The sequence below is a fragment of the Chryseobacterium sp. DZ-32 genome (assembly GCF_059587025.1).
The window spans coordinates 16,728-41,352 of sequence record NZ_JCAIOM010000021.1 but is presented as its reverse complement, the minus strand read 5'-3'; the positions used below and the strand labels follow the sequence as shown (position 1 = coordinate 41,352).

The window sequence follows — 24,625 nt, the reverse complement described above, 5'->3', positions numbered from 1 at the left end:
ATCTTACGGAACTTAATTGTAATACATTTATATCTACTTTTTTTGGGTAGGGTCTGTTGTTAATTTTTTATATTTGTCCAGATATTCCACCCCTTTATCAACACTTGCTGGAATAATTTTATCCAGACCAACCTCTTTTACTTTTTCCAGATCTTTTTCCTTCTTGGTTTTTTCAGGTCCTTTGGGTTTATTATCCATGCTGATTTTACCACCCTTTATTCCTACAGTGGATTTACCATTGACAATAGCCTCCTTATCTGAATGCATCATTAATTTCTCTTCGGCATTCAATGTAAGTTCTTTCGTTTTAAGATCAAGTTTCTTTTCACCTTTAGTTATAATTTCAAGGGCCGACTGCTCAATTTTTGCGATGGCCTTAGAACTGATCTGCGTGGCCGTAGTTTCCAGTTTATTCGCTATCATTTGCTCCATATTGACGGTTGTAGCAGATATTTTAGCTCCGGCTACCATTTTAATTTCTGCACCTGCAGTAAGATGAATCGTTTTAGGTGCATTAATTTCAATATTTCCTTTTCCATCCATAACAATAGTGTTATTACCAGCGTCTCGTATAGTTATACTACCTGCCTCATCATCCATTTCAATACGGTTACCACTCCGCGTTTGAATTATTTTTTTAGAATTATTCTCCGTCTGATAGCCACTTTTTTCAGATCCGTTATAATGGGTTCCCATAACATACGGCTTTTCTGCGTTATTGCTTTCAAACCCAACTGAGATTTCCTCACCTTTCTCTGGCACAAAATAGAACCCCTTCCCGTCACCTCCATGAGGTTGAAGCAAACGGAGCCACGGTGAACTAGTCCCTTTGTTTTCCTGCCATGGAAACTGAACCCTCACTCTTCCCATTCCCAGAGGATCATTATTATCTATTACCCTAGCTGATTGCTGCTCACCTAAGGGAACAGCTTCACCATCCTGATAAGGCGCAATATACAGATCGGGAATCCCTGCAAATTCATTGTAATAAATATTTCCGTCATGAAAATGTGTAATTTCAGTAATCCGGTACGTTTCCATTGCCTTTCCGTTAATATCAATCAGCTGAACCCTTCCCCCGATTTTTACCTCGGGATCTTTGCTTTTCCCCTTTATACAAACCAGGTTTTCCCTGGTTTCCTTCTCTTTTGTTACTGCCTCCTTTAACTCTTTTTCAGTAACATCGGAAATACCACTGTAGTTGAACAACATTTGCTGTTTCTTTTTATATACTCCTTTAGAAGCATTAATAGCAATAGCCTGAAAGTGGTTTTCTTTATATTGGGAACGAATTGAAGAAGACTTTGTTTTTGTATTGATTCCCTTCTTTGCGTCATAAACAGTATACTCAAAATCCTGGGGCCTGATGTTTAGTTCAAATTCTACCTCAATGAGATCAATATTTTCTTCAAGAACAACTATAGGCTGCACTTTATTACCAAATACCAATTCTTGCCCGTTATAATAAAAGTACTCCCCATACCGAATGGCAAGCCTTCGGATAAATTGATAGTCCGATTCTTTATATTGTACAGTATACGGTAAAGTATACTGAGTATTAAGGTTTTCAATAACTACTTTAATATCCGCATGCTCCTCGGTTGATTCTTTTACAATCTCATTAAGCTTTCTGTTCTCAAAACTATGGCAGGCTTTGCCATTTTCCAAAAGAATCGTAGGTGCATTTCCGGTTATGATCAGCTTACCATATCCATTTTCTTTCCTATTTTTAATATTGGTAATAATTCCGCTAAAAGACTGCCTTATACTTCCAAAACGATGGAAAGAAAGAGTGATATTTTTTCCAAGTAGAGTTTTAGAGTTTTCCATTAAATACCCTTCAAAACGATCAAGTGCATCGTCAGGAACAATGATATTAAAACCATCATGATCATTAGTAACCTGATAAAGTTCCAGTGAAAAACTTGATTTTTCAAGGAACGGTTTTCCCTCAAGCACCAATGTACAATAAACTAAAGGGCTTTCCTTTTCTTTCAGGACAGAATTTGTCAGTTGAAAATAAGGATTCTGTACTGCGTAGATGCTATTGGATACATCCGATGAATTATCAGACGATATAGAGTTATATATTTTTTTCGACATGACCAAATTGCATTGAAATTTTACTTAATTCAATATCCGCTTGTTATTTCCACATTTTTTCATGAATTGCATTATTAAGATCAAACTTCTTTGCAATCATGCGCATTTCAATTTGTAAAGGCTGGGTGCTGTTGGCATCAAATTTTTCTTTAAATCCGATGCAGTAGGCTTTTTCAAAAACCAATTCCTGAAGTTTACTTATAGCATCACGACGGTAAAAAATTATCTTACCGTTTTTTGTCTGATTATGATCCAGCATCCAGCTCAAAAGTTCGGGGTTTCCTGTACTTTCAATCTTAATAATAATCTCTCCTCCCTGTGGTATTCCTTGTGGTTTCCCTGTATTATCTGTTGCTTGGGTAAAACCATATTGACATTCGAGAATGTTGTACGTAATACCATCCAGTTCTAATTTGGATAAAAATGACATAATAGATTAGCTTATAGTTAAATAATAAACATATAATAATAAGATAAGCAGCAGTAAACAGATTACTACTGCTTATCCTTAAGGTTTATACCCATTCATTTTCATAGGCCCCGGTCCCCATTTCGATTTTTCTTGCTGAAATCGTAAATGCTTCAGTCAATGGATTATCTCCAGTAGAATCAAAATCTTCATTGTGCTTTACCAGATATCCCTCAGTGAATTTCAATTCTTTGAGAGTAGCTTCACTATCCCGCTTAGCGAATACAATACACCCGTCTTTTCTTTCAAAAGAATTGGTCATCCACTCGAAAAGATCGGTAGACCCTGTACCTTCTAATACAATATCAATCTTTCCACCCCTTGTAACGGTGGAAGGTCTTCCTGTTGCATCAGTTTCCTGAAATAATCCGTAGCTTACTTTAAGTATATTATACTCTTTACCAGCCACTTTTAACTTTGCTTTAAATGACATAACTTTAAAATTTAATGATTAATAAATATTGAAATACAATACTCGCCCAAACAAGCAACCCGTTAATTCTTAAGGATGGGCCTTAAAAATAATCGTTCATCGCAGTGAGGCTGTTTGTAATTTTTGCTTAAAACGGGGAAAGGTAATAGAATAGAAATCCTGTTTAATTTGGTTGTATCAATATTCCTTTATCTGGTTTTTACATTACCCAGCTTCCCGATATTATATTGTGATTTTCATGATACATATTCCTGAACATATTACATAATGATCTTCTGATATTTCATTCTAGTTTTGCTTATATTCTGTATCCCATTCATTACCCTGGTCCCCTTTATGCCCATCCATCTTGATCAAGAAGTTTTTAGCAGGGAAATAGGGTTTCATATGAATATCAAGGTGAATTCTATCCTTCTGAACGGGATCTTGTTCAAATCTTTTGATCTCAAAATTCTCAATTAATTTACCGGGACCCGCAATGCTGTCCAAGAAACCAACAATCTGATTCATGATTTCTTTACGGGTTACTGCCGTGAAATTTTCGAAAGCTCTTCGGTTTAGAAAATCCATCAGAACCTTAGTCACATAATCAAAAACCCTCACTACGGAATACGTTTGTAGACCTAAATTATCTCCGTTAAAAAGGGTTTTTCCTGAAAAGGCCATAACCTTTCCATATTCATTTACCATAGGAATAAGCCCCAGATTCTCAAGATTGGCAATTTCACTTTTTTTAAGATCAAATTTTACTCCTTCCACTTCGTTAATTCCTCCGAACTTCTTTCCCGCAGTAACCTGCGACATAAGGGTTTTATAGATCTTTCCTGCCAAAGCTGTAGAAGGAGGTATATACATATTTTCGCGTTCCTCGATTTCTTCAAACCTTCCTCTTCCTACAAGCCAATTGCAGGTCATCAGAACATTTGATCTGTATACATCCCCTCCCGTAAGATATGCCTGATCAAACATCTCCATTACGTCATCCGGTTCATCGAGGTGCTCAAAATCTGTAACAAGCATTACCTTATTTTCATACACTAGTTTTGCCCATTTCTCTATTACTTTATTGGATCCCAGATATCCCGGAATAACCAAGATTCCATAATTATTTTTAAGGTCAAGTCTGTCGTAATTATCCGTAAGTTCCGTATGTATGGTATCAATAAAACGTGTATTATCCAGATCTTTTAACTGCTCCAACGTTGCATTAACAATGGTAATGTTTTTTACCTTGGCTGATTCCGTATTTTTGTAGAATAAGGCAACAGTTCTGTAATTAGCCTCTATTTCCCTACTGTCTTCAATAGCTTTCGATAAATTGTTTACTAACAGCTGTTCCGCACATTTTTTTCTTTCTTCACAATCTGTAATCATATCCGATAGTGATTCGCTGTTAGACAACACACTTACCCATAATTTCAGAGTCTTTTTCAAGGTTTCTTTTTCTTTTTCTTTACCTGGCTCAGTTAAAAAAATTCTTTTTCTGGCCCTTCTGTCGGGATTGATATTCTGTACTCCATCAATAGATATTTCCAGCAAGTCAAAACCACCATAACGGGCCAGCGCTACAAGGTTGTCCGGCTGTGCGTAATTTTCTCTAAACCTTTCTTGAGTGGTATGTTGTTGTAATTGTTGTTGCTTGTCCATAATACTTCTTTTTATTTATTATTTTCCAATTCCAGGATCAGAGACTGCAAAGTGCTGTATAGGGCTTTCCGTGCATCCGGATCTTCTATGGCTGCTTTTAATATTTTATTGGTCTTGAGCTGCCTGATGATTTGCTGATATTGATTTTTTTCCGTTTCCAATCCTGATAGGAAGTCACTCTGTTTTGTAATACCTTTTATTCCGAAATCTCCCAGATTATTAAATTTGAGTGATTCTATTTTAGAGGTTCCGTTTTCATCTTCAAAATCAACTTTAATTTCTGGTTTAAAGTGTTCAAAAACTTTTTCTACTGTATCTAATCCTTCTACAAGTTCAGGTTTAACAGGATCATGAGCAGTTAATTTCTGTGCTAGTAGCGTCCTGTTCTGAGGAATTTCAAAAATGGATTCGCTTATTTCTGGTGGAACTTCGTTTCCTCCAATTCCTTTGTTTGATAACATAGTATGTATTTTTTAATTATTTATCTTCGTTTTTAGAGCGGCCAACATTGCCTCCGGCTATGAACCAACTGTATACTTAATTTTCAAAAATCCTGTAAGGAAGCATATGAACAGAATTATTTTTAAGATGAAGCAGAAAGCTATCACATAAATATTTCCATTCATCTTCATGAATCTCTTTAATGTCAGGATTTTTAAAAAGATGAATATCTATTGTTCTGCTGAATCCTTCTTTTAAGGCTGCTTCTTTCCTGGTTCCTTTTTGTACTTTAACATCTATTATAGTATCTTTAAAATGCCTAATAGCAGATTCTTTAATATCTGCCGGAGTTACCACTCTCCCTCTGCTAAGCAGCGCTGCTCTGAATTCTAAAATTTTATCCTGGGGTGAAAGACTCTTTCTTCCACCAAGTGAGGTGGTGATCATTACAGAATTTCTTTCACACATCAGAGTTCCCGGCTGGTCTGCAACAAACAATGTTCCCGGCCTGATATGATTGGCCTCTTCCGCCTGTGTATTCCAATAAGAAATATTATATGAAGCTTCAGATTTTAGAGTATTGCCTGTGATAATAAGATATGGGTTATGTATATATGAAAAATTCTTTTCCTGAGCAAGCTGATGCAGTGCTGCCATATTCTGACTGATCTGCACTAGCATCTCCCGGGTGGAATCACCTCCTATTGCTGAAAAGGCAGCTGTTTCATCTTTTATAACCTCTAACAGATATTGCAGAAGCTCGGAGGCATTGCGACGGTCAAACCTAGATACCCCTCCTTTCCTCAAAATAGCCGAAACGTTATCTCCTCCTGTAGAATAGTTTTTTACATCAAATCTTCGCCCTGCATCATCAGAGACATAATCTAAAGCTAAAAAATGATCTTCGGATTGAATCGGCAGAATATCAAGTCTTCCTAAAGCTCTTCTATAGGTTTTAACATTATATATATTGACAACCGGAATACAATTAAGAATAATACTTATATTCTGCAATACATCCTCTTCAACGGCTTCAGGAAACTTAAATCTAAGCCAAATCAAATCTTCTTCTTCAGAAAGGCTGCTATCAGGGAAGTACCAAGTAAAAAGCTCCTCGCTCCGCCCATTTGTAGGTCTGATCTTTTCCTTTAAAGTAAAGTAACGGGAGTAATAATATGTATTCACCTCCTGATATATATGCTTAAGCTCCAAGTAATTCTCCACAAGGATATTTTCAAAATCAATTACCTGCTGGTCTACATTATAACCTGCGGTAAGCTCCAATTCCTGATCACCTGAATACACTTTAACCTGCTTGATATAATGGGAAAACAACTCTTTTTGATATGGATTATTAATATCAATGTAAAACATCAGATTTTTAAGAGATTCTTTATCCGGAGTACGAATACCTATCCATATTTCACCTGCCGGAATATGACTCTTACTTTTCTGCAATACAGTTCCGGAAAAAGAACTCGCAACTTCCTTAATAATTTTACCATGAGCAATATATTCAACTCTGGCTGTAGTCAGACAAGCTTCTATTGTCGGACAAAAATAAATATCCTTACCTGTTACCTCACTGCGGTGAGCCCCATTTGATATCTTTTTTTCCATTTTGAAATGATCATGTAACGATATCTTAGATCCATTCTCAACGGGAAACACCTGAAGCAGTGATCTTGAGGGGGTTACTCCGGAAATCTCTTCCGGAAACAGCACTTCAATAACACGTTCTATTATACGTGCCTTGGAATTTTCCAATTCAAATCCGAGTTTTTCAAGTTCCGAGGCTGTTGCTGATAACATAAGACCAACAATAGGATCAAAGGAAGAATCTGCTCGCAGTTCGTTATATCCCCAGAGTTTTGCCGCTCTGCGGAATATTCTGTCTTTTATTTTTTCTTGATTCATACTATTTAATATGAAAGAGGTCCTATAAAAAATGACTTTTGAAAAAAGAAAGGTCTGTCCGTTTCTTTAACCAACCCTTTTACCGATACCATAACCTTTTTTTTTGCTCTTTTTCTCTCTGCATTTCCTATATCTGCATTTTTTACGGCTACTTCTATATCTTCCAGCAAAAGCCTTTGCTCACGTTTAATAATGGATTCCGTTACAGCCTTTGTAATAAATTCTTTGATTGAATTATCACTTCTGGGAAGATCAAAGTCAACTTCAAAAATTTCGGTTCCGAAACTATCATCAAATTTGCATCTTCCTAAAGGTGTAGTGACAATAATAAAAAGATGCTGATTAATCGATTGCTCAATGGACACCTTTTCAGCATTTCTTTCATCTATAATGCTAGCAAAGTCGATGGGTATCTTATAATAAGTTCCTCTCATACATATATCTTTAAATCGTTTTTTACTACTCGTAAGTTTTTTTAAGAGCTAAAATATTCATTATGTAATGATAGCTTCATAATCATTTCCATTTATCATTATGATAATTTATAGCCTACATTGATTTCATCTTGTAAGCAGTCAGACAATGAATCTGATTGCTTATATCATAGTTTAGTGTACCATTGACCAAAAACTCGTAGTTTTTTTGGTAGGTATATATTTTGATAACAGTCATTTCATTTTCGCTGATTTTTCTTACTTCTTTTTTATCAAATTTTCTCACGAAGATGCCATCACAGTTTACTGAATAGTCATTTTTATAACTGACTGTTTCCCCGTTGGTATATTGTATCTCCAGGATCTGATCTTTTTTAATACATACATTTTTATCGATAATCCTGATATACATAAAAATACTATGGCTCCTTTTTCCAAACTGCATCACTGCATAAACAAGTTCCTCATTGTTCGCTCTCAGCCGCAGATCTGGTGTACTGATGAAATTTTTATTTTGCAGTTTTTCCTTATTCTGGGTTATTTTACAATCGAACTGAGCTGCTTTCGAGTTAGAGTCTGCTATTATTTGCGCGTGCAAAAAAATCTCTCCAAAAGCAATACATAATATGGTAAAACAGGTTTTGAAGCGGTTCATTACTGAGATTTATATAATTGTCGGCAAACATCCAGATCAGTTTTTACCTTATCATATTCCTGTCTTAGGATTTTATTGATTGCCTGTAAACTATCCGCAGCCTTCCCGGTCGAGGATAATCGTCTTATCTCTTTCTTACGATCGACCAAGTCTTTATAACCAATGATAATGTTATTGTACATCACCTCATTTTTAATACTATCTTTCGGTATCTTCTGATACATATCTGCAAGAACCGATAATGCTAAGTTTTCATTAAAGAAATCGTTCTTCCCCGGAGCTCCTATAGAATCTACAGCCGACTTCACTTTTTCCAATTGAAAAGAAAAATGATCCTGAATTTCCATTTCCTTTCTAAGTGTATTATTTTCAGCTTTTAACAATGAGTTCTCCTTAAATGGGAAGTAGGTATTAAAAAAGAGGCCTGTAACTAACGTAAATACAGCAGTTAAAAAGAAGAAAATAAAAAACAGAAATGCACGTAATCGTTCTTTTTTATTAAGGATTTCCATAATATAAGGTCATAAAATTATTAATCTGCTAAAAGAGTGACTTCGCTTGGAATGAATTAATCTGCTAAAAATGAGTGACTTCGCTTGGAATGAATAATTGCATCGCGGTCATTCTGATTTTCAGAAATAAAAATACTGCCATCTCTTTTTTTACCGATATAATCCAATTGGTTAAGAATGGAAAATATCTCTTCTGCTGTTTTAATAAACCGCTCTATTTTTAGAACAACCGAACCTATCTGATTATGATTATACTCAGCATTCAGTACTTCGGAAAAAATTGATTCAAAATCCCCCTGGCTTATGTTACACCATTCTGTAAGGTAATTCAATAATTCTTCTTTTCCACAACCCGTATAGGTTTCTAGGCAATTCTTAAGTATCCTTCCTAAAGTAATGACTGATGAAAGCATATAAACCGGAGGAGAATACGGAGCAGACCACCGGTAACGATTTATTTCCGATCCGAGGTAACAGACTACTTTCTCTGCTATATCATCCACCAGTAACGATAACAGATTATTTTGTTTTTTAGCACGGATTTTTTGTTTGATCTGAGATGCAAAGAGTTCAACCTGACCGTAAAAGCGGTCAATTTCAACGTAGAGTTTTTTTAACTTTGTATGGCTTGATACACTTACACAAGGGGGTATATAATCTTCATCTATAGTACATTCTCCTGCACTTATAATTATTCTTGCAACCATAAGGTACCCTGATCTAAATCCCAATGTGTTTCTCAATTCGCTTTCCGCAATAAGTTCCAAGGAATATTTTGGCTTTGTATAAGGATATCTCGGAGGATTTTCATCAGGATCAAGCTCTCCAAAAGGAACTCTGTTGAAATGGTTTACCGAAATACATACCATCAGGTTAATATCTTCTTCATCCTTGATCACATAGTTTGAATCAGGGGATAAAAGTGCGTATTCAGAAAATCCAGTATCATGGGTACTGATATCAATTCGGGATCCGTTCGGTGTAATAGCCTGACATTCTTCCAGAACAACTTTTAGCAATTTATGCTGATCTACGGACGTGCTGACTTTTACAGCGTCATTAACAGGTAGAAGACCATAATCCACTGGTGATGTATGAACTCCGATTGAATCGCGTACAGAGTCACTTATAAAATTTTGAATATCTGTAAAATGTCCTTTATTAATCTTCATGCCATCTATCCAATGCACAGGAAAATATTTTAACTTTTCTATCATTTTATTTGTTATTTTAATTCGTCATATTCCCTTTCTTTATATTCAAAGTCAGGTATATTATCATTATCATTCAAATTTTCTTCGACAATCATATGCTGCGCCCGTGCACAGATTACCACACTGTTTTCTTCAATACCATTCATATAAAGAGGCAGGTCCGCGTCCACATATTTGGTAGATTCATACCATTTGGGCCGTAAAAAAAACACCCAATCATAAAAACCATTTTCTCCTTCTACTTTTATCTCGCTTTCCGAGTTCTTTTCATTATAGTCTAATATAAAACTGTAAAAAAGCCGGCCGAAGTCAATCCTAGTAGGGCCTTTGGCTTTATAGGCACTGTAATTTTTTGCATTCCGGTCCTTATCAATAAGTAAGGTAAAAACCACTAGGTCTTTCATTTCTTCATCTGTAACTCCTGGAAGGTTCTTATAATTTTCAGGAAAATGCCAGGTCCTATAAATCTGAGGAGGAATAGCCATTGCCCTGTTAAAAGTTTCGTTCAATACTGTGGGAAGAAAAAATAAAACATACTGTCCCGACATGAGAAAAACAAACTGAATTCCATTGAAGAAAGTATAGATTAAAGCAAAAGGAATAATACTGTAACCAATCATTAACAGTACAAAAAAGTATTCCAGTCCCTTTACCTCATCCCCGAATTTTCTAAAAAAAGTTCTGTATATATAACAATGTAAGCTTCCCACAGCTAACGAACTTAACTGATAAAAAATAAACTCAAGCTGTATATGATCCGCGAAAAGTTGATTATATCCAACAAAACCAATCAATGAGCTGACAATCATTACCCCCAAAAGATATGAATTGAATTTGGAGCCGTATATGCTTTTAAAATCCGGTATTCTGCGTCTGAAAATTGCAGTAAGGATAATACAAACAGAAAGCAGAACAAGAATGAAAACCAAAATTTCGGGTTCCAGCAAATTCATAAAATACTTCTTCAGTTGCATTATATCCTTGTATTATATCCTAAAACAGTATCTTTTGTCACATTCAAATCGAAATCTTCTTCTTGCTTTGAAAGCAGAATTGTAATCTCTATTTCCGTTTCAGCCGAAAAGAAATAGGAACAAAGCAAATCCAAAAACCACTTTCTTTTTCCCTCATTCAGGTAATCTGAAAAAAGCCCGTTTTTTAGAGGTCCTATTGACAGATTGATATGATCCGTATAGTGATCGTAATTATTACCTGACACCATGTCTAGCCCTAGCTTACAACTACCCAGACAGCTATTCTGCATATCATCATAGTATTTTTTCCAGCTTTTTCGGCTTATCCTTACCTCTTCTTCCATAAGTAAAGAAAACACCCGACAGGTTACAGCAGTATTGCCTACAATTTTATAAGCAAATGGTAAGATTCTGATTAACCGGGAAGCCATCTCGGGGGGTACATCTTTTCTGATACCCCACAGTTCATAAAATAATTCAGGAGAATTTGAACTATGCAGTTGGCAAAAAAGGTCCTGTTCAAAATTTTCAATACGGATTCCATAACTGAAAATTTCATTTTCAAATGGTTGGAAAAAAAGCCTTGAATTCTTTTGATCCTGTTTTTTAATCCTGTATTCCTGTATCATGATATCCACATTATTTTCTGCGGTATGATTACTGATATCATGCACTATATTTTCAGGCAGCATATCATATATGCTGTCACGGGACAAAACGAGCTTTAAAAAGGCTTCACTTCCAAAGCTATAATTGCCCGACTCCGCATCCAGAACATCATAACGATATGCCCTTGAAAACTGTCCATCCTTTTCTACAATGAAATTGTCGGATTGTAAATCATTATTTTCCAATAAATTATTAATAATCACCTCTGCTCTGATATCATAAGGTAAAGAGTTGATCTGCTTGGCAATATTTTCAAAATGTTTCATTCTTTCAGCTTTTAGGTTTTAATCTTCCTGCAGCTATATATCTCAGCTGAAAATACTTGTCATTAAAATCATAGATATTTAATCCACCGGCTGTACAGGCAACTATTCTGTTATTTTGCAGATATATACCTTCATCAGAAATAGGATGTAATTTATCATATCGGAAAAATAAAATATCCCCCTCCTGCAGAAAACTCCTGCCGGTAAATAATTCAATATCTTTTGAACGAAAAACTTTTTCAGGGATTGGAGAAAGTGTTTCCTGATATACTTCGTTAAAAAGTAAAGAAGTAAACTGAGCACAATTTACCCCGTTTTTCTGATCAAACGTTTGCTTGTTGGCGGACCTTCCCATCCACTGATCAATAAAAGAATATAGTTTATAATTGGTAACTTTTTTAGGCATTACCCCCATTATAATAGAATACCTTTCCATGATATCCATTTCTTCATCATTTAGTTTTTCACTGTGCTCATTCTCCGTATTAAAAGCAGAATCAGCACGACTCTTGACCCAATTTAATTCTTCAGTATATTGCTCCGAAGAATGCAGATACGGAAGTTCTTCGATATACCTTCTGCTGCTACAGGAAATAAGTCCCAATAGCGAAAGAAGAGTTATTACTGCAACCCAATGTTGGTCTAAATACAATTTCATCTTTTTTATATAGGGTATTAAAAACAAGTACAGACTATCTGATACTGTATAATGATGCAAGACAGGAAATCATCAAAATCAAAAATTTATTGTATAATTTTTTTGTACTAAAGATGCACAAATGTATAGGATGAATTTTCTCATTTTCATGATTCAAATCATGAAATGGCATAGAATAAAATCGATAAAATTACAACATAAAATATTGATATAAAACAAGTTGCAATAACTAACCATTTTATATCATTGTAATAAACACAAAAACAATGAAATCTTATTTTTCTTCCAGTCTGGATCCTAAAGTTTTTTGGACCATCATATTACTTTTATCTTTAGGTACTATTTTATTAATTTATCAGTACAGCCGGCATATAGATTGTGAAAATGCCAGATTTATAGTGTATGCAAAGGAGTTTACCACCCATAAAGTAGTGGAATTTCATGATAGTACACCAGGGGCAAAAAGCTGGGAATGGGATTTTGGTGACAGTACACAAGTGGACAAAAGACAACGTACGCTTCACTCATATCAAAAGCCAGGCGATTATATTATTACTTTGACCATTAATAAAAATTGTGTTCATCAAAAGCTGGTAACCATACACAACACTGATGAGCATAGTGAAAATCTACCTTTGATTATCGCTCCGAATGTTGTTACGGCAGGGAAAACAGTTACTTTTAACGCTATAAAAAAAGATGGTGTTTCGTGGGAATGGAATTTTGGAGAATCGAATCAGATTGATGCCGTAGACCAGATAACTTCCTATCAATTTAATTCAGAAGGCCCCAAGAAAATCACCCTTGTCGTTAACGGTGATGTGCAGCACTCTGCAACAAAAACTATTTATGTTGCGCCTATGCTTAAACAGGAAAAGCCTAAAATTGATATCAGTTCCTATGAATTTGAAAAGCCTCATTCTTCTTTTTCATTACCGGTTGGAAATCCGGAGAAAGATCCGTTGGTAGACGCATTAAAATATATTCCTGTCTCTCCAAAATCCACCGCTAAAAAAGATACAGTAACCAACCGAATTAATGTGCCTGAAATTTCTAACGAGAAGTTCAGAATATTACTGCAGCAAGTAGCTGCGGAGTCAAAAACCAAAGAAGATTTCGCCCCTTATATGTGCAGTAAATATGACATCCCTGTCGTTGTTAACAAGAAAAAAATAATTTCATTCGAACAGTTCTGCCAGCTTATTAATGGAAAAAAAATAAAAATTACACTCTTGAGAATAGAAAAAAATCAGCAAAATTGTATAGAGCATGTTACTATTGAGTATAAAACTAAGAAATTTATGATGTGGATGAAAGAGTAAAAAAATAAAAGACTTGAAATTTAAAAATATAAAAAAAAAGAAACCGGACGATAAACAGCCGGTATAATTATAATTGAATTCTATTTGTATCAGTTACTTTTAGGAATATTCATTCTTTGTTTAAACTCAGAGTTTAAGGTTCCCTCTAATTGTTCCCAGGAAATGGGAATCACAAAATCAACAGAGGAAGAAGAAAGGATTTCATAAGGATTGTAATGAAAATACAAGCCTTTGGTATCAAAGTAAAAGTTATTCGTATTCGGAATTTCACGTAATCCATTCATCTTGAATATTTTTTCATCAAATTCATTAATTCTTACATCACCCGCCATATTAAAAAAGACTTTGTACATATTTTTCTTCAAAAGTGCCAAAAGCTGATTTGTGGATATATTGGTGATATCACCGAGAGCCATTTCTTTATTATTCTTAAGATCAAACATTTTATCCTTATAGATACATTGTTTAATTTTATCACCTTCATTATGGATGTCAGTATATTGAATATGCATATACTGGTATTGCAAAAATTTCATCTGCATTTGATTCTTGTATACCCACAAGCCATTAAGCCTTTTTAACTTATAAAGCTTGTTTAACTCATCATAATGCTTTAACATATCTTTTTCTACAGAAATTTTCAGTTCCGATTTCGAAAAATGATATGAGTCTTCAGACCTGAAATAAATACTGTTGAGTAAATCAGGATTCTGTATGAATGGCAAGTAAAGCTCATTTGAAGAATAGATCAGAGAAAGAGAATCAGTAATTTTTATTGTATCTGTAATATTTATAGAATCAATAGCGTATATTTCCTTCTGGGCTAAAGGATGAGATTCAGCTTTTTTACAGGCTGTCATGGAAAAAAAAACAATACTTGAAATAACAATCAAATTTTTCATAATAATATATTTGTGTTAAAATTTTGCTGAGTTATTCATTAAGATCCGGTATCAATCCAATCTCTGGGTTTAAGCCATTCTTCCATCTGAGCTTCAGGACTTCCAGGAACTGGATGAAAATCATATTTCCATTCTGCAAAGGGAGGAAGACTGATCAGAACTGATTCCGTGCGTCCATTGGTCTGAATCCCGAATAATGTTCCCCGATCATGGATAAGATTAAATTCTACATAACGTCCACGCCGATACGCTTGCCAACTCCGGTGTGCCTGAGTATAGGGAACATCCTTGTTCCTTATGACCAGGGGGATATAAGCATTTAAAAAAGCATTACCATTAGATTGGGAGAAAGCAAGAATATCTTCAATATTTTTTTCAGAATCTGGACGCATATACTCGTAAAATATTCCTCCGATACCCCTTGGTTCATTATTACGATGTTTATTGACAAAATATTCATCACATTTTCTTTTAAACAAAGAATAGAGCTCTATACCGAAAGGATCACAAGCCTTCTTAAATGTGCGATGGAAATGACTACCATCACACTCTTCAAGATAGTAAGGGGTTAAATCAGCACCTCCCCCAAACCAACGGTCTTTTAAAGCTCCTTTTTTATCATAAAGTTCAAAATATCGGAAATTAGCATGTACGGTAGGAACAAATGGGTTAACCGGATGAATTATAACAGAAATCCCACAGGCCATAAAATGGCTACCTGGTATATCTTTCTTATCAAGCAGCATGGCAGGAATCTTACCATGAACAATTGAAGTGCTTACACCTCCCTTCTCAAATACATTACCTCCTTCTATAACATGTGTACGCCCACCTCCGCCTTCAGGATGCTGCCATACATCCTGCCTGAAAACCGCTTTTCCATCTATCGTTTCCAGAACATCACATATTTGTACCTGGAGTAAATCTATAAAGTTTATGAATTCGTTTTTAATATTCATCTTCAAAATAAATTAATACCACATTCTACCTTTTTTAAACTTATAATCTAATATAGAAAGACAAGAATCAGAATAGGTATCATCATAGTATCCGGTTCTATAAATCATTGGTAATATGTACCAAATAAAATAGATATTACTTTTCATTTTTTAGCAATTTTACAACTGCAGCCAATAAAAACATCAGAATAATAATTCCTGTAATGATAAGCCCATAATGAAGCATTATCGTATACTTTAAAACCACACTGCATCCCAGTAATAACAATAGTAAAATACCCACTTCATTGATCTGCTGTAATTTTATATAGGGTATTTTAAAATCATAGCCTTGTAATGCTTTTAAATAGCGGATTTTATCTAAAAACCAATAATGATAAATGCTCAGCATAGTGAGGAAAATCAGTTTTAAATCAAACCACTGCATCTTAATAAGTTGTTTGTTCAAAAAAAACATAATCAGCCCCGTTGTAAGCATCATTAATCCACTAGGAACAACAATTAAATTCCATATCCTTTCAATGGTAAAGAGGTATTGCCTTCTTAAAATTTTCTTTTTTACCCTGAGAAATTTATCAGTATGTTTATAGCATAGAAACAGTTGTCCCACATAAAATATCCCAAAAAAATAACATACTGTAGAAAGAATGTGTGCCAAAGTGATTATAATAGTAAACATAACGGATATATAACAATTAAAGGGTTACTCGATGTTTTATAACATACCCGATCATTAACTGGACACTTCTGTTGTAAAGATACTTTGTATTAACAACATTATGTAATCCTATTTGATACTCTCCCCTGATGTAAAGCCCTAAAGGAGACTGATAACCCAAGCCAACACTGAGTCCGTAATCAAAACGTTGAACCTGATTAACATTTTGACCAAATGCAATATCTTTTCTGTATTTTTCAATTTTCTTATCTGTACCAGTTACCGTCTTAAGGGTATGACCTCCAGCTGCGAGAGCTACATACATACCTGTCGATACGAACAGTCCTCCTGCCTTTTCACCATCAAAGTAATAAACAATATTAGCTGGTAATTCAAAATAATTGATTACCCGTCTGGTATTAATGGTTGAATTTTCTGTTGATATGGTCTTTTGGGCTCCTTTAGGTGAATAAAATAAACCTGATTGAAACCATAATTTCTTATTAAGTTGTATACGGGTCGAAATACCTGCATTAAATCCCGAAGCATTTGAAATACCGCTTGTTTCATTAGTATGTACATTGGATAATCCAAAACCTGCTTCCACTGCAAAATTGACTTTTTGAGCGGTCATTGCTACTGAGAGCATCAAAAATATAATAACGGATTGTTTTTTCATATAATAAAAATTAATTGATTTATTTTCGGATGTCCATAAACATTATGCCTTCTGCGAGATAGGCCTTAAGCTGAACATTAACTTCTTTCCTGTAGATCCCGTCGGAATGTACATTACTATAAATATACCTGCTGTTTCAGCCTATGACAAGAAAACATAATTATGCCTATAACTACTAATTGTAAATGTTTCATATCTATTTATTATAAAATGGTTCTTTAATAATATTATTCCATGAATTGCTAAATTCCAGTTGTAGTTATCATTCTCCTCCTGTAGCCACAATCTTACAGATAAATTGTATTAAATCTGTTCAACAGATGGCCCACGGTTTTGATTATTAAGTTTTTATGAAAAAGTTTAATGCAGAAAATTGCATAAGCTTACCTAAAGAACTAGACTTTATATTCCTGATTCTTTCTTACTGATAAACCTGGGAATTCCACATCACATAAACGGATCATCTGCAATTGCAATCCTGAGAATCTAAGGTTAAAATACAGGCTTCTGTTAAGCAATCCTTATCTCTAATTGTTTAGCAAAAAATTGACGTGAAAAATGTTCATTCCAAAATTAGAAACAAAATCTCCGCCATTAGGCATAAACAAAATATAGTATTAGATGGAATTTTACGTAGTGATTATATGATAACTACATCAAGTAAGTAGCCCAAAGTGAATTATTAATAAATTTTTGTGGGAATAATGGAATTTTATGATATAGTTATACGCAATATAAAAACTGACTCATAAATCACAGATACCATCTTTTGAGTATGAGTTAAATGTACTTTAATCAGAATAAACACTATTAAAAGTTCAGATGCATATCTGAAAAGAAAAATAAAACGTTTGTGTACTATTATTTTACATATAGAAATTTACGGCTAAGTATTTGATTAAAAATCAAAAAAAAGGAACTCAGATGTTTATATATAAACTGTAATCTGGATTCCTTCATCAAATGAATTATGAAAATAAAGTTTTTAGTAATTGAAAAAATACAGGGCTTTAGGTTTAAAACCCTGTGAGGGAACTTCATCATTTTTCTCATCACTTTGCTAAAAATGAATTAAAAATCTGTTATACAAACATAAGAACAAAATAATAATTATACTGACCACAACACGTAGCATTATCACGAATCATATATAGTTTTTTAATTACACAAGTATCATACTATGGTAAATCACTGTTAAGCTAAAAAAACCATTTCCCGTTTTTACAGGAAATGGTAAAACATAAAATAATATAGTTGAAAGTGATTGATCTAAAATTCTACAAATGATTATTAAGGTTCTGCTGTACCTTCCGTAAAAATTGATAAGCTTCTACAGAGGTCTTTGTTTCCAACGAAAAAGAAAGAACATTTTCTTTAAAATTTCTGTAATAAATACTTTCCTTCCAATGTATAAAATGACGCTTATTCATTTTTTTTCTTAACACTATTTGAACGCGGTCTTTCTCAACCGCTATTAATCCAAAAGTTGAAAGATTATTGACAATCTCTGGTAGAAGTGTATTTGGGAAATTAATACTGACAACATGTTTTCTGAGGTATTTCATATGCCTTACTTCAGGAATATACTCACCTGTCTGCCATAAATAGTATGCACTTTGTTCATACGCAATCCATGAGGCCCTATGTTTGTAAAACACTATAGTCTTCCCATCTTCTTTTGATATAATGTTTTTAATAGTCATAATTTTATCATTGTAAATTTTAAACAATAAACCATTACGAAATTAAATCCAATGTTCAGCAGTCGTTTTGCCTCTCAGATTAATTTATACGAAGGTTATTAGTTATTCTTTTTCATGATCTAAATTTACATTTTTTAAAAACTTTTACAACAGGAAATACTATAGTTTTATCACTATACAAACACAAAATTATAACTACAACCGAATGAATTTCACCTTCGATATTCGCCTTTAATTATTAAAAAAATACAGCATATTCATCGAAGGTGTAGATGTAAATCTATATAAAATGAAACATAATACTATATTAAATGAAATACAAAACTACAACGGAAGATAATTCTATGACCTAAATTTGTTTTAAATAAAGACAAGATGAGAAAATATCTACTATTCACCCTAAAATGTACGGTGCTAATTAACGCTATCCTTCACCGCAATTACAAATTGTCAAACAAACCAATCCATTTATTCGTAAAATCTATTCATTTTGTTAAAAATTTTAGTTAAAAATTTTATAACAAATAAAATACTCACATACGTAAGAATTATATTATCTACAAAAAAAACACTAAAATATTATATTTTAATATAATATTAAGAAAATTAAATACAAAATATTTATTTTTTTAAATTATTCATAAATTAGAAATCAAAAAAAATAAATTCAAAATAATACGAATTTTATTTACATGTGCTAATAATCACTCTCTATAGATATAAATGAAAACCAAATATGTTAAGTATGGAATATAGACTTATATTTTTTTATTATTTAATTTTTTTAATCCAACCCTCAGCCTGCCCTTGAGTAGCAAAATTATATAACAGATAACAGACTTTTACAATACAATGTCAAAGATACCTGTATTACGTTCAATCCTATATATATAAACTAATAATCACTGTTGGGGAGCAATTGTACATAATATCATTAAAAATACTGTAAAAAACCATTGAGGGTAATATCGTAATTGATATGGATTATGATAATCCATTTGTTTATATAATCAGCAGTGATAGAAACGGAATATCATCCAAACAACCTCCACTGAATTTGGGTTGAGGATGCTCAGCTACAGAAAAAGGATTCGATTAAGGACTGAAGCTTATCCTTCTATTCAACAAAATTAAGACTTAAATAACTTTAACCATAATATACCCAAAAGGACAAAAAGTAGAAATTAAAAACCTAAAATTAAAATGTTGACAATTATGAAAAAAAACATCATGATAGCGGACGATCATTACGTTGTAAGAATGGGTACTGCTATAATTCTTGAAGGCGCTCATCCCGATTTTTGTATTGATCATGCAGAAAGTTTTCATGAAGTTCTTGAGAAATTAAATGAAAAGAACTATGACATGCTGATTCTTGACCTCGAAATGCCGGGCAGCACTTTTGAACATATGATAAAGGATATAAGAAAACTACAAAATGACATTAGTATTCTTATTTTCACAAGTCATAAAGAAAGCCAAGCGATATCCTATCTATCAGCAGGCGCTAACGGCTACCTTAACAAATCCTGTGAAGACACCAAGATTATTGAAGCGGTAAACTCTATTTTTACTTCAGGATATTATTATCCGCAAGCATTACTGCATGAAGTTATCAATAACGACTTTAACCCTTCCAACAAAATGACAAGACCTTTGGATATGCTATCAGAAAGAGAAGCCGAAATTTACCATCGGCTGGTGGAGGGAAACGGTATTCTGGAAATATCTAACATTCTGAACATACATATGTCTACGGTTAGTACCCACAAGCTTAGAATATTTAAAAAACTCAACGTCCATTCCATCGCAGAGTTGGTGCATCTTCACAATAAGTATTACAGCTGATATAATACAGAATAAGGCCGGTTATTATTAACCGGCTTTTTTTGAACTTATTTTCGAAAAACTTCTATTGAAATTTAATTTTAAAACGACAACGAAGTAGCAATAATATTACTCCAGATCTGCCAGATAATAAAAAACATCTTTTTAATTTTGTCTGATCAGCCCAAGCATATCTGCTCTTAAACAATTGGTATGAAACTCTTCAGATAAAAACATACAACCATCACAAATTCTATACCCATGGTAATTCCTGAGAAAGCAGAGTTCAAGCAATTGATTCCGAAACTCAGTATCTCAAACAATACCTTTTCTAAATAAACTAGAATAAAAAATTTACTCTTTCCTTAAAGGATTTAGCACTATCAATGATGAAAACATTTCTTTTATTTATCTTATTATGTACCTCTTTCTTCGCCCCTGCTCAAAGTGATTCCAATCAGAATATGCAGTCCGTGTTGTGCTATCTGAAGTATAATAATTTTGATAAAGCAGAACGTATAATAGATGAAAACTTTATTCATTCCTTTGATGACTCCAAAAAAGTTGTTGGTTATATCGGATTATCCTTACATTATAATGCGTTACTTCAATCACAAAAAAGAGCTGACTTACTAAAAAGAGCAAATGATATTTCCGAAAAAACAAACAGACCGGTAGACCTGGCGTATGTACAATATGGATATGCAAAATATTATCTCAGCCGCAAAGAATTTGATCTGTTTTTAAAAAGCTATTATAGAGGATTTACAATTCTCAAAGGTTTAAAAAATGAAAATTTTCTGATCAGTATGTTTTACAATCTTAAGACCAGATATTTGATCATTACCAATAGTGATGAAGATAACAATTTAAAGGAAATCAAAGAGAATTCCATAAAAGCTGTTGAGTATGCTGTCGAATCAAAAAGTCCGCTTTTGATTGATTTAGAAAATGACAACAAATCATTGGAAATTTTTTATCATATAGACCAGAAAAATCAGCTTATTAAAGAACTGAAAGCAAAAAATAAGAAATATATAAAACAAAAATTTGTCTTTCTGATAATGACTTTATCAGCAGGAATAGGAAGTATTATTTTGATGTTTATCTTGCAGTACAAGCAAAAGATAAACAGACATCAAACCCATCTCCTCACTACAGAAAAGAATGACCTTAAAGCACAGCAGCAGATACTAACCCTGCAACGCCAAAAGCTTCAAAAACAAGCTATTGCAACATCACTTCATCTTAATTCCAAAAATGTGGTACTCAACGAGCTAAAGAACAGCATAGAGAATAATGAAATCAATCTTAAAAAAATATTAAAAGAAGACCAACTGGTCGATCATGATTTCAATGAGCTTAAACATATGACAGAGGAAGTTCATCCTAACTTTTTTAATCGAATTCAAAAAATTTCTAAAAACAAACTTACCCATCTGGATCTGAAATACGCAGCCTATATTTATCTTAATCTGAATAATTTTCAGATATCGAATATTTTAAAAGTAGATCCTAAAACCGTAAGGGTAACCAAATATAGATTAAAGCAAAAGATTGGTCTGAATAAAAATGATGATTTATGTGATTTCATTAAAAACCTAGGAGAAATAGCGTAGACCGCAATCATATTTTATATTCAATAACATACAAGAAATTATTAATTCCAATAGCTTTCAATTAGGCTTCATAAAATGAGTTTGATTCAGGAATAGTACATAAATCCAGTTATGTAGCGGATTAAGGAATAATGAAATGTAATATCCCTAAAAAATAAAAGAGTATAGCCATTAAATTGAAATGAAAAACATTATTATAGTAAAGGGAGTAATAATTTTATTACTCCCTTTGTCATTAAAATATTTATTATAGCAGGTATCAATTAGATATTTACGGCCAATACCCTGTAAGAGGGTTTCCACCAGCCCCCCCTGGTGTCATTGGTAGTTCACCCGGATTGTAATTGGATACTGAAACAGAGGTATCATAAATTCCATATAATACTACAGCCATATTAGTTCCTTTAAGGGCATGATCCCTTGAGTTAAAAATTAGACGGTACTTAAATTTCTTATTGCCTAACCCATTAAACCATTTACTACCTGATGTGTTGTATAAAGTAAATGTGGCTCCTGTTTCACTTAACTCAGGAAGAAGAACATTCGGACCGGCATGAGCTCCGATTTCTCCCGTTGTGATAGGTTTACTCGTATTGGCCTGCAAATAACAGTCTATAGAACCTAATGCTTCATTAGAATTGATAGAGCCATTCCATTTCTTTTCCTGCAGCGGATCATCACTCGATTTTATATACACCGAAGTTGACATTGTAGATCCTGTAAGATTTTTCACCCATACTTTATAATACCCCGGAACACCTAGCTGGAAATTTGAATTATCCTGCATCTCCAGTCTTATCATACCGTTATCCGCACCATATTGACGTGAATTAGCTTCTCCGTTATACATGGTTTGCCAAACTTTAGGTTTTACATCAATACTAAATGAGCAACCTACATGTGAGCCACCGTTAATAGTATTGTTAATGCTGTAAGTAGAAGATTGATTATTACTTCCATTCGCTCCCATAGAAACCTCCTCAGCAGTCATAGGGAACTTACCCGTTTTAGCGATTGCAGCTTTCAGAATAACCGTCTGAGCTCCTGTAGTCACAGTGAGTTCTCCACTATCAAACAGTATCCCGTTTTTATCCGTTGATAACAATCTGAGTTTACCTGGTTGTGAAACGTTTACTGTTACATAAACTTTATTAGAGCTTGTGAGTTCAGTTGCCACTGTATATGTGCCTGTAACAGAAACGCTGGAGCATGTAAAAATGGCAGCATTGACAGCCGGATGAGAAATATCAATATTACATAATGATCCATCAGAATTGGTCATTGATAAACTTGTATTGGCCGTGCTAGGTGTCCCACTATAAGCCATATCAATAGAAGTTATTGCTGATGTTGCCCCGGAAATACCTGCAAACGTATAGGAAACTCCATTAATGGTTTGATTAATAGCTGGAATATCTTTTGTTCCTGTTATAATTACCGGAACTTTTACAATACCTGTTCCCGATACCCCTTGGATCATAGTCGGAGTAACCGTTGCCATGGTACAATTATAATTATAAGCAGCGACACTCCCTGAAGAGTTTTTAGTATAGGTACATACTGATATACCATTGCTTTTGACTGTAAAGTTTATTGTTGATGAAGAAGGAGATCCATTAGCATTAGCGATGGTTACATTTTGCACCCCGGTAGTTGTAAATGTACCAACTGCTGAATATGAAATTCCATTATCCGAAATAATATTGATAGCATAAGGCCCAATATGCGTGACATCAACGCTTACCGTTATGGTATTTCCGGAAACAGAACTACCTGTTGCATAAGTATTAGTATCAGCAGCTGGAAACTGACTGCAATTCATGGTAAAATCAGCAAATGTTGAGGGATCACATGAAGTCTGGCATAATGACACCCATTTTTTCTGTGTAATATTCCAATAGTTATAACATCCTGTATCGGTATTATAAATCAATAGCCCATCCCGGTTGGCGTCAATAGTTCCTGGTAATATAGCATCTCGCTGGACCTGTGACATCCTTGGTAACAGAACCCCTTTTGTATTGGAAACAACATCAAGCATGGATTTGGCATTAGGACTCGTTGTACCGATTCCGACTTGCGCAAAGGCAATACAACTTAGCTGCAATAGAATAAAATAAAATATTTTTTTCATTATTTTTTCTTTTTAGAATTTTTACTTTGTTGAAGAAGCTTCAGATGTGGTTTAGGAACTGAAGAGTCCACATTTCCACACATCTGTTTCCATGTACCGGACAAAGCTTGGTAGTAATCAAAACACTTTTCATCCGTGTTATAAATAAGGAGACCATCCTCTTGTACAGAAACAGCTATTGCATCTCTTTCCAAAGTGGTTAATCGTGGAAATAATGCACCTGCATCTTTAGAATCGACATCTACTATTGCTTTTATGTCCGGGCGGAATGAAGAACCCTTACTTATTCCCACACTTCCATTTTGCTGGGAATAAACAAAACCGGAAACAAAGCAAATAATAGCAAGCAAATTTTTTTTCATTTGTAATCTATTATTGGTTAATAAAAAAATTAATATTTCTATATTTCTTAAGGTTAAGAAATGAATTG

Annotated in this window: 23 protein-coding genes; 3 read left to right on the top strand and 20 right to left on the bottom strand. The window is 33.8% G+C overall.

Translation table 11 applies throughout. From position 1 onward, the window contains the following. Positions 1-33: 33 nt before the first annotated feature. The 13 genes from AC59HC_RS19750 to AC59HC_RS19690 all read right to left on the bottom strand — a co-directional run bounded on the left by AC59HC_RS19750 (position 34) and on the right by AC59HC_RS19690 (position 12,392). Positions 34-2,103 (bottom strand): type VI secretion system Vgr family protein, encoded by a 2,070-nt coding sequence (locus tag AC59HC_RS19750; protein WP_496559211.1) that lies wholly within the window; start codon positions 2,101-2,103, stop codon positions 34-36. Positions 2,104-2,146: 43 nt separating this feature from the next. Next, complete coding sequence (tssD, locus tag AC59HC_RS19745; protein WP_142718464.1) at positions 2,147-2,533, bottom strand: type VI secretion system tube protein TssD; 387 nt, start codon at positions 2,531-2,533, stop codon at positions 2,147-2,149. An 85-nt stretch (positions 2,534-2,618) separates the two neighbouring features. Beyond that, positions 2,619-3,005, bottom strand: a complete 387-nt coding sequence (gene tssD, locus AC59HC_RS19740; RefSeq protein WP_142718465.1) for a type VI secretion system tube protein TssD — start codon at positions 3,003-3,005, stop codon at positions 2,619-2,621. Positions 3,006-3,293: 288 nt separating this feature from the next. After that, positions 3,294-4,652 carry a DUF5458 family protein gene (locus tag AC59HC_RS19735; protein WP_167498870.1) on the bottom strand — a complete coding sequence of 453 codons (1,359 nt, stop codon included), beginning with the start codon at positions 4,650-4,652 and terminating at the stop codon, positions 3,294-3,296. 11 nt (positions 4,653-4,663) lie between these two features. After that, positions 4,664-5,113 carry a hypothetical protein gene (locus AC59HC_RS19730; RefSeq protein ID WP_142718467.1) on the bottom strand — a complete coding sequence of 150 codons (450 nt, stop codon included), beginning with the start codon at positions 5,111-5,113 and terminating at the stop codon, positions 4,664-4,666. Positions 5,114-5,189: 76 nt separating this feature from the next. Further along, positions 5,190-7,010, bottom strand: coding sequence for a type VI secretion system baseplate subunit TssF (locus AC59HC_RS19725; RefSeq protein WP_496559210.1), 1,821 nt, complete (start codon positions 7,008-7,010; stop codon positions 5,190-5,192). A gap of 5 nt (positions 7,011-7,015) precedes the next feature. Beyond that, positions 7,016-7,444, bottom strand: coding sequence for a GPW/gp25 family protein (locus AC59HC_RS19720; RefSeq protein WP_142718469.1), 429 nt, complete (start codon positions 7,442-7,444; stop codon positions 7,016-7,018). A gap of 115 nt (positions 7,445-7,559) precedes the next feature. After that, a complete protein-coding gene (locus AC59HC_RS19715; RefSeq protein ID WP_142718470.1) occupies positions 7,560-8,099 on the bottom strand; it encodes a hypothetical protein in 540 nt (179 codons plus the stop codon). Beyond that, entirely contained in the window at positions 8,099-8,611 is a 513-nt protein-coding gene (gene tssO, locus AC59HC_RS19710; protein ID WP_142718471.1) for a type VI secretion system TssO, read from the bottom strand. Before tssO ends, AC59HC_RS19715 begins: the two co-directional genes overlap by 1 nt. 56 nt (positions 8,612-8,667) lie before the next feature. Then, on the bottom strand, positions 8,668-9,828 hold the full coding sequence (gene tssK, locus AC59HC_RS19705; RefSeq protein WP_496559209.1) for a type VI secretion system baseplate subunit TssK: 1,161 nt from the start codon (positions 9,826-9,828) through the stop codon (positions 8,668-8,670). Between the two features lie 8 nt (positions 9,829-9,836). Continuing rightward, positions 9,837-10,778, bottom strand: a complete 942-nt coding sequence (locus tag AC59HC_RS19700; RefSeq protein ID WP_228451560.1) for a TssN family type VI secretion system protein — start codon at positions 10,776-10,778, stop codon at positions 9,837-9,839. A gap of 20 nt (positions 10,779-10,798) precedes the next feature. Continuing rightward, entirely contained in the window at positions 10,799-11,734 is a 936-nt protein-coding gene (locus tag AC59HC_RS19695) for a type VI secretion system baseplate subunit TssG (RefSeq protein WP_142718474.1), read from the bottom strand. Between the two features lie 4 nt (positions 11,735-11,738). Beyond that, complete coding sequence (locus tag AC59HC_RS19690; protein ID WP_142718475.1) at positions 11,739-12,392, bottom strand: NlpC/P60 family protein; 654 nt, start codon at positions 12,390-12,392, stop codon at positions 11,739-11,741. A 266-nt stretch (positions 12,393-12,658) separates the two neighbouring features. Here AC59HC_RS19690 and AC59HC_RS19685 point away from each other — a divergent pair, with 266 nt between their 5' ends. Continuing rightward, positions 12,659-13,714, top strand: coding sequence for a PKD domain-containing protein (locus AC59HC_RS19685; protein ID WP_142718476.1), 1,056 nt, complete (start codon positions 12,659-12,661; stop codon positions 13,712-13,714). 89 nt (positions 13,715-13,803) lie between these two features. Here AC59HC_RS19685 and AC59HC_RS19680 read toward each other — a convergent pair whose 3' ends face one another. The 5 genes from AC59HC_RS19680 to AC59HC_RS19660 form a co-directional block, all read right to left on the bottom strand. After that, entirely contained in the window at positions 13,804-14,616 is an 813-nt protein-coding gene (locus AC59HC_RS19680; protein ID WP_142718477.1) for an RsiV family protein, read from the bottom strand. Positions 14,617-14,654: 38 nt separating this feature from the next. Continuing rightward, positions 14,655-15,575: an oxygen-dependent coproporphyrinogen oxidase gene (gene hemF, locus AC59HC_RS19675; protein WP_496559208.1), complete on the bottom strand. Its 921-nt coding sequence runs from the start codon at positions 15,573-15,575 to the stop codon at positions 14,655-14,657. A 136-nt stretch (positions 15,576-15,711) separates the two neighbouring features. Further along, a complete protein-coding gene (locus AC59HC_RS19670) occupies positions 15,712-16,254 on the bottom strand; it encodes a HemJ family protein (protein ID WP_496559207.1) in 543 nt (180 codons plus the stop codon). Positions 16,255-16,270: 16 nt separating this feature from the next. Continuing rightward, the gene (locus AC59HC_RS19665; protein WP_496559206.1) at positions 16,271-16,912 is read right to left on the bottom strand and encodes a porin family protein; all 642 of its coding nucleotides are present in this window, start codon (positions 16,910-16,912) and stop codon (positions 16,271-16,273) included. Positions 16,913-18,189: 1,277 nt separating this feature from the next. Next, entirely contained in the window at positions 18,190-18,615 is a 426-nt protein-coding gene (locus AC59HC_RS19660) for a hypothetical protein (RefSeq protein ID WP_142718481.1), read from the bottom strand. Between the two features lie 1,230 nt (positions 18,616-19,845). On the opposite strand from AC59HC_RS19660, the gene AC59HC_RS19655 reads away from it, so the two are divergent. Beyond that, positions 19,846-20,463, top strand: coding sequence for a response regulator (locus AC59HC_RS19655; RefSeq protein ID WP_228451561.1), 618 nt, complete (start codon positions 19,846-19,848; stop codon positions 20,461-20,463). Positions 20,464-20,828: 365 nt separating this feature from the next. Beyond that, positions 20,829-22,061 (top strand): helix-turn-helix transcriptional regulator, encoded by a 1,233-nt coding sequence (locus AC59HC_RS19650; RefSeq protein ID WP_142718482.1) that lies wholly within the window; start codon positions 20,829-20,831, stop codon positions 22,059-22,061. A 271-nt stretch (positions 22,062-22,332) separates the two neighbouring features. Here the strand turns inward: AC59HC_RS19650 and AC59HC_RS19645 are convergent, their stop codons facing one another. Then, entirely contained in the window at positions 22,333-24,195 is a 1,863-nt protein-coding gene (locus tag AC59HC_RS19645) for a phage tail-like protein (RefSeq protein ID WP_496559205.1), read from the bottom strand. After that, a complete protein-coding gene (locus AC59HC_RS19640) occupies positions 24,195-24,557 on the bottom strand; it encodes a phage tail-like protein (protein ID WP_142718484.1) in 363 nt (120 codons plus the stop codon). Before AC59HC_RS19640 ends, AC59HC_RS19645 begins: the two co-directional genes overlap by 1 nt. Positions 24,558-24,625: the final 68 nt, after the last annotated feature.

What these genes read in the sequence shown, in the direction of transcription:
- AC59HC_RS19750 (WP_496559211.1), bottom strand. Translation starts at nt 2,103, where the DNA reads ATGTCGAAAAAAATATATAACTCTATATCGTCTGATAATTCATCGGAT.
- tssD (WP_142718464.1), bottom strand. Translation starts at nt 2,533, where the DNA reads ATGTCATTTTTATCCAAATTAGAACTGGATGGTATTACGTACAACATT.
- tssD (WP_142718465.1), bottom strand. Translation starts at nt 3,005, where the DNA reads ATGTCATTTAAAGCAAAGTTAAAAGTGGCTGGTAAAGAGTATAATATA.
- AC59HC_RS19735 (WP_167498870.1), bottom strand. Translation starts at nt 4,652, where the DNA reads ATGGACAAGCAACAACAATTACAACAACATACCACTCAAGAAAGGTTT.
- AC59HC_RS19730 (WP_142718467.1), bottom strand. Translation starts at nt 5,113, where the DNA reads ATGTTATCAAACAAAGGAATTGGAGGAAACGAAGTTCCACCAGAAATA.
- AC59HC_RS19725 (WP_496559210.1), bottom strand. Translation starts at nt 7,010, where the DNA reads ATGAATCAAGAAAAAATAAAAGACAGAATATTCCGCAGAGCGGCAAAA.
- AC59HC_RS19720 (WP_142718469.1), bottom strand. Translation starts at nt 7,444, where the DNA reads ATGAGAGGAACTTATTATAAGATACCCATCGACTTTGCTAGCATTATA.
- AC59HC_RS19715 (WP_142718470.1), bottom strand. Translation starts at nt 8,099, where the DNA reads ATGAACCGCTTCAAAACCTGTTTTACCATATTATGTATTGCTTTTGGA.
- tssO (WP_142718471.1), bottom strand. Translation starts at nt 8,611, where the DNA reads ATGGAAATCCTTAATAAAAAAGAACGATTACGTGCATTTCTGTTTTTT.
- tssK (WP_496559209.1), bottom strand. Translation starts at nt 9,828, where the DNA reads ATGATAGAAAAGTTAAAATATTTTCCTGTGCATTGGATAGATGGCATG.
- AC59HC_RS19700 (WP_228451560.1), bottom strand. Translation starts at nt 10,778, where the DNA reads ATGAATTTGCTGGAACCCGAAATTTTGGTTTTCATTCTTGTTCTGCTT.
- AC59HC_RS19695 (WP_142718474.1), bottom strand. Translation starts at nt 11,734, where the DNA reads ATGAAACATTTTGAAAATATTGCCAAGCAGATCAACTCTTTACCTTAT.
- AC59HC_RS19690 (WP_142718475.1), bottom strand. Translation starts at nt 12,392, where the DNA reads ATGAAATTGTATTTAGACCAACATTGGGTTGCAGTAATAACTCTTCTT.
- AC59HC_RS19685 (WP_142718476.1), top strand. Translation starts at nt 12,659, where the DNA reads ATGAAATCTTATTTTTCTTCCAGTCTGGATCCTAAAGTTTTTTGGACC.
- AC59HC_RS19680 (WP_142718477.1), bottom strand. Translation starts at nt 14,616, where the DNA reads ATGAAAAATTTGATTGTTATTTCAAGTATTGTTTTTTTTTCCATGACA.
- hemF (WP_496559208.1), bottom strand. Translation starts at nt 15,575, where the DNA reads ATGAATATTAAAAACGAATTCATAAACTTTATAGATTTACTCCAGGTA.
- AC59HC_RS19670 (WP_496559207.1), bottom strand. Translation starts at nt 16,254, where the DNA reads ATGTTTACTATTATAATCACTTTGGCACACATTCTTTCTACAGTATGT.
- AC59HC_RS19665 (WP_496559206.1), bottom strand. Translation starts at nt 16,912, where the DNA reads ATGAAAAAACAATCCGTTATTATATTTTTGATGCTCTCAGTAGCAATG.
- AC59HC_RS19660 (WP_142718481.1), bottom strand. Translation starts at nt 18,615, where the DNA reads ATGACTATTAAAAACATTATATCAAAAGAAGATGGGAAGACTATAGTG.
- AC59HC_RS19655 (WP_228451561.1), top strand. Translation starts at nt 19,846, where the DNA reads ATGATAGCGGACGATCATTACGTTGTAAGAATGGGTACTGCTATAATT.
- AC59HC_RS19650 (WP_142718482.1), top strand. Translation starts at nt 20,829, where the DNA reads ATGATGAAAACATTTCTTTTATTTATCTTATTATGTACCTCTTTCTTC.
- AC59HC_RS19645 (WP_496559205.1), bottom strand. Translation starts at nt 24,195, where the DNA reads ATGAAAAAAATATTTTATTTTATTCTATTGCAGCTAAGTTGTATTGCC.
- AC59HC_RS19640 (WP_142718484.1), bottom strand. Translation starts at nt 24,557, where the DNA reads ATGAAAAAAAATTTGCTTGCTATTATTTGCTTTGTTTCCGGTTTTGTT.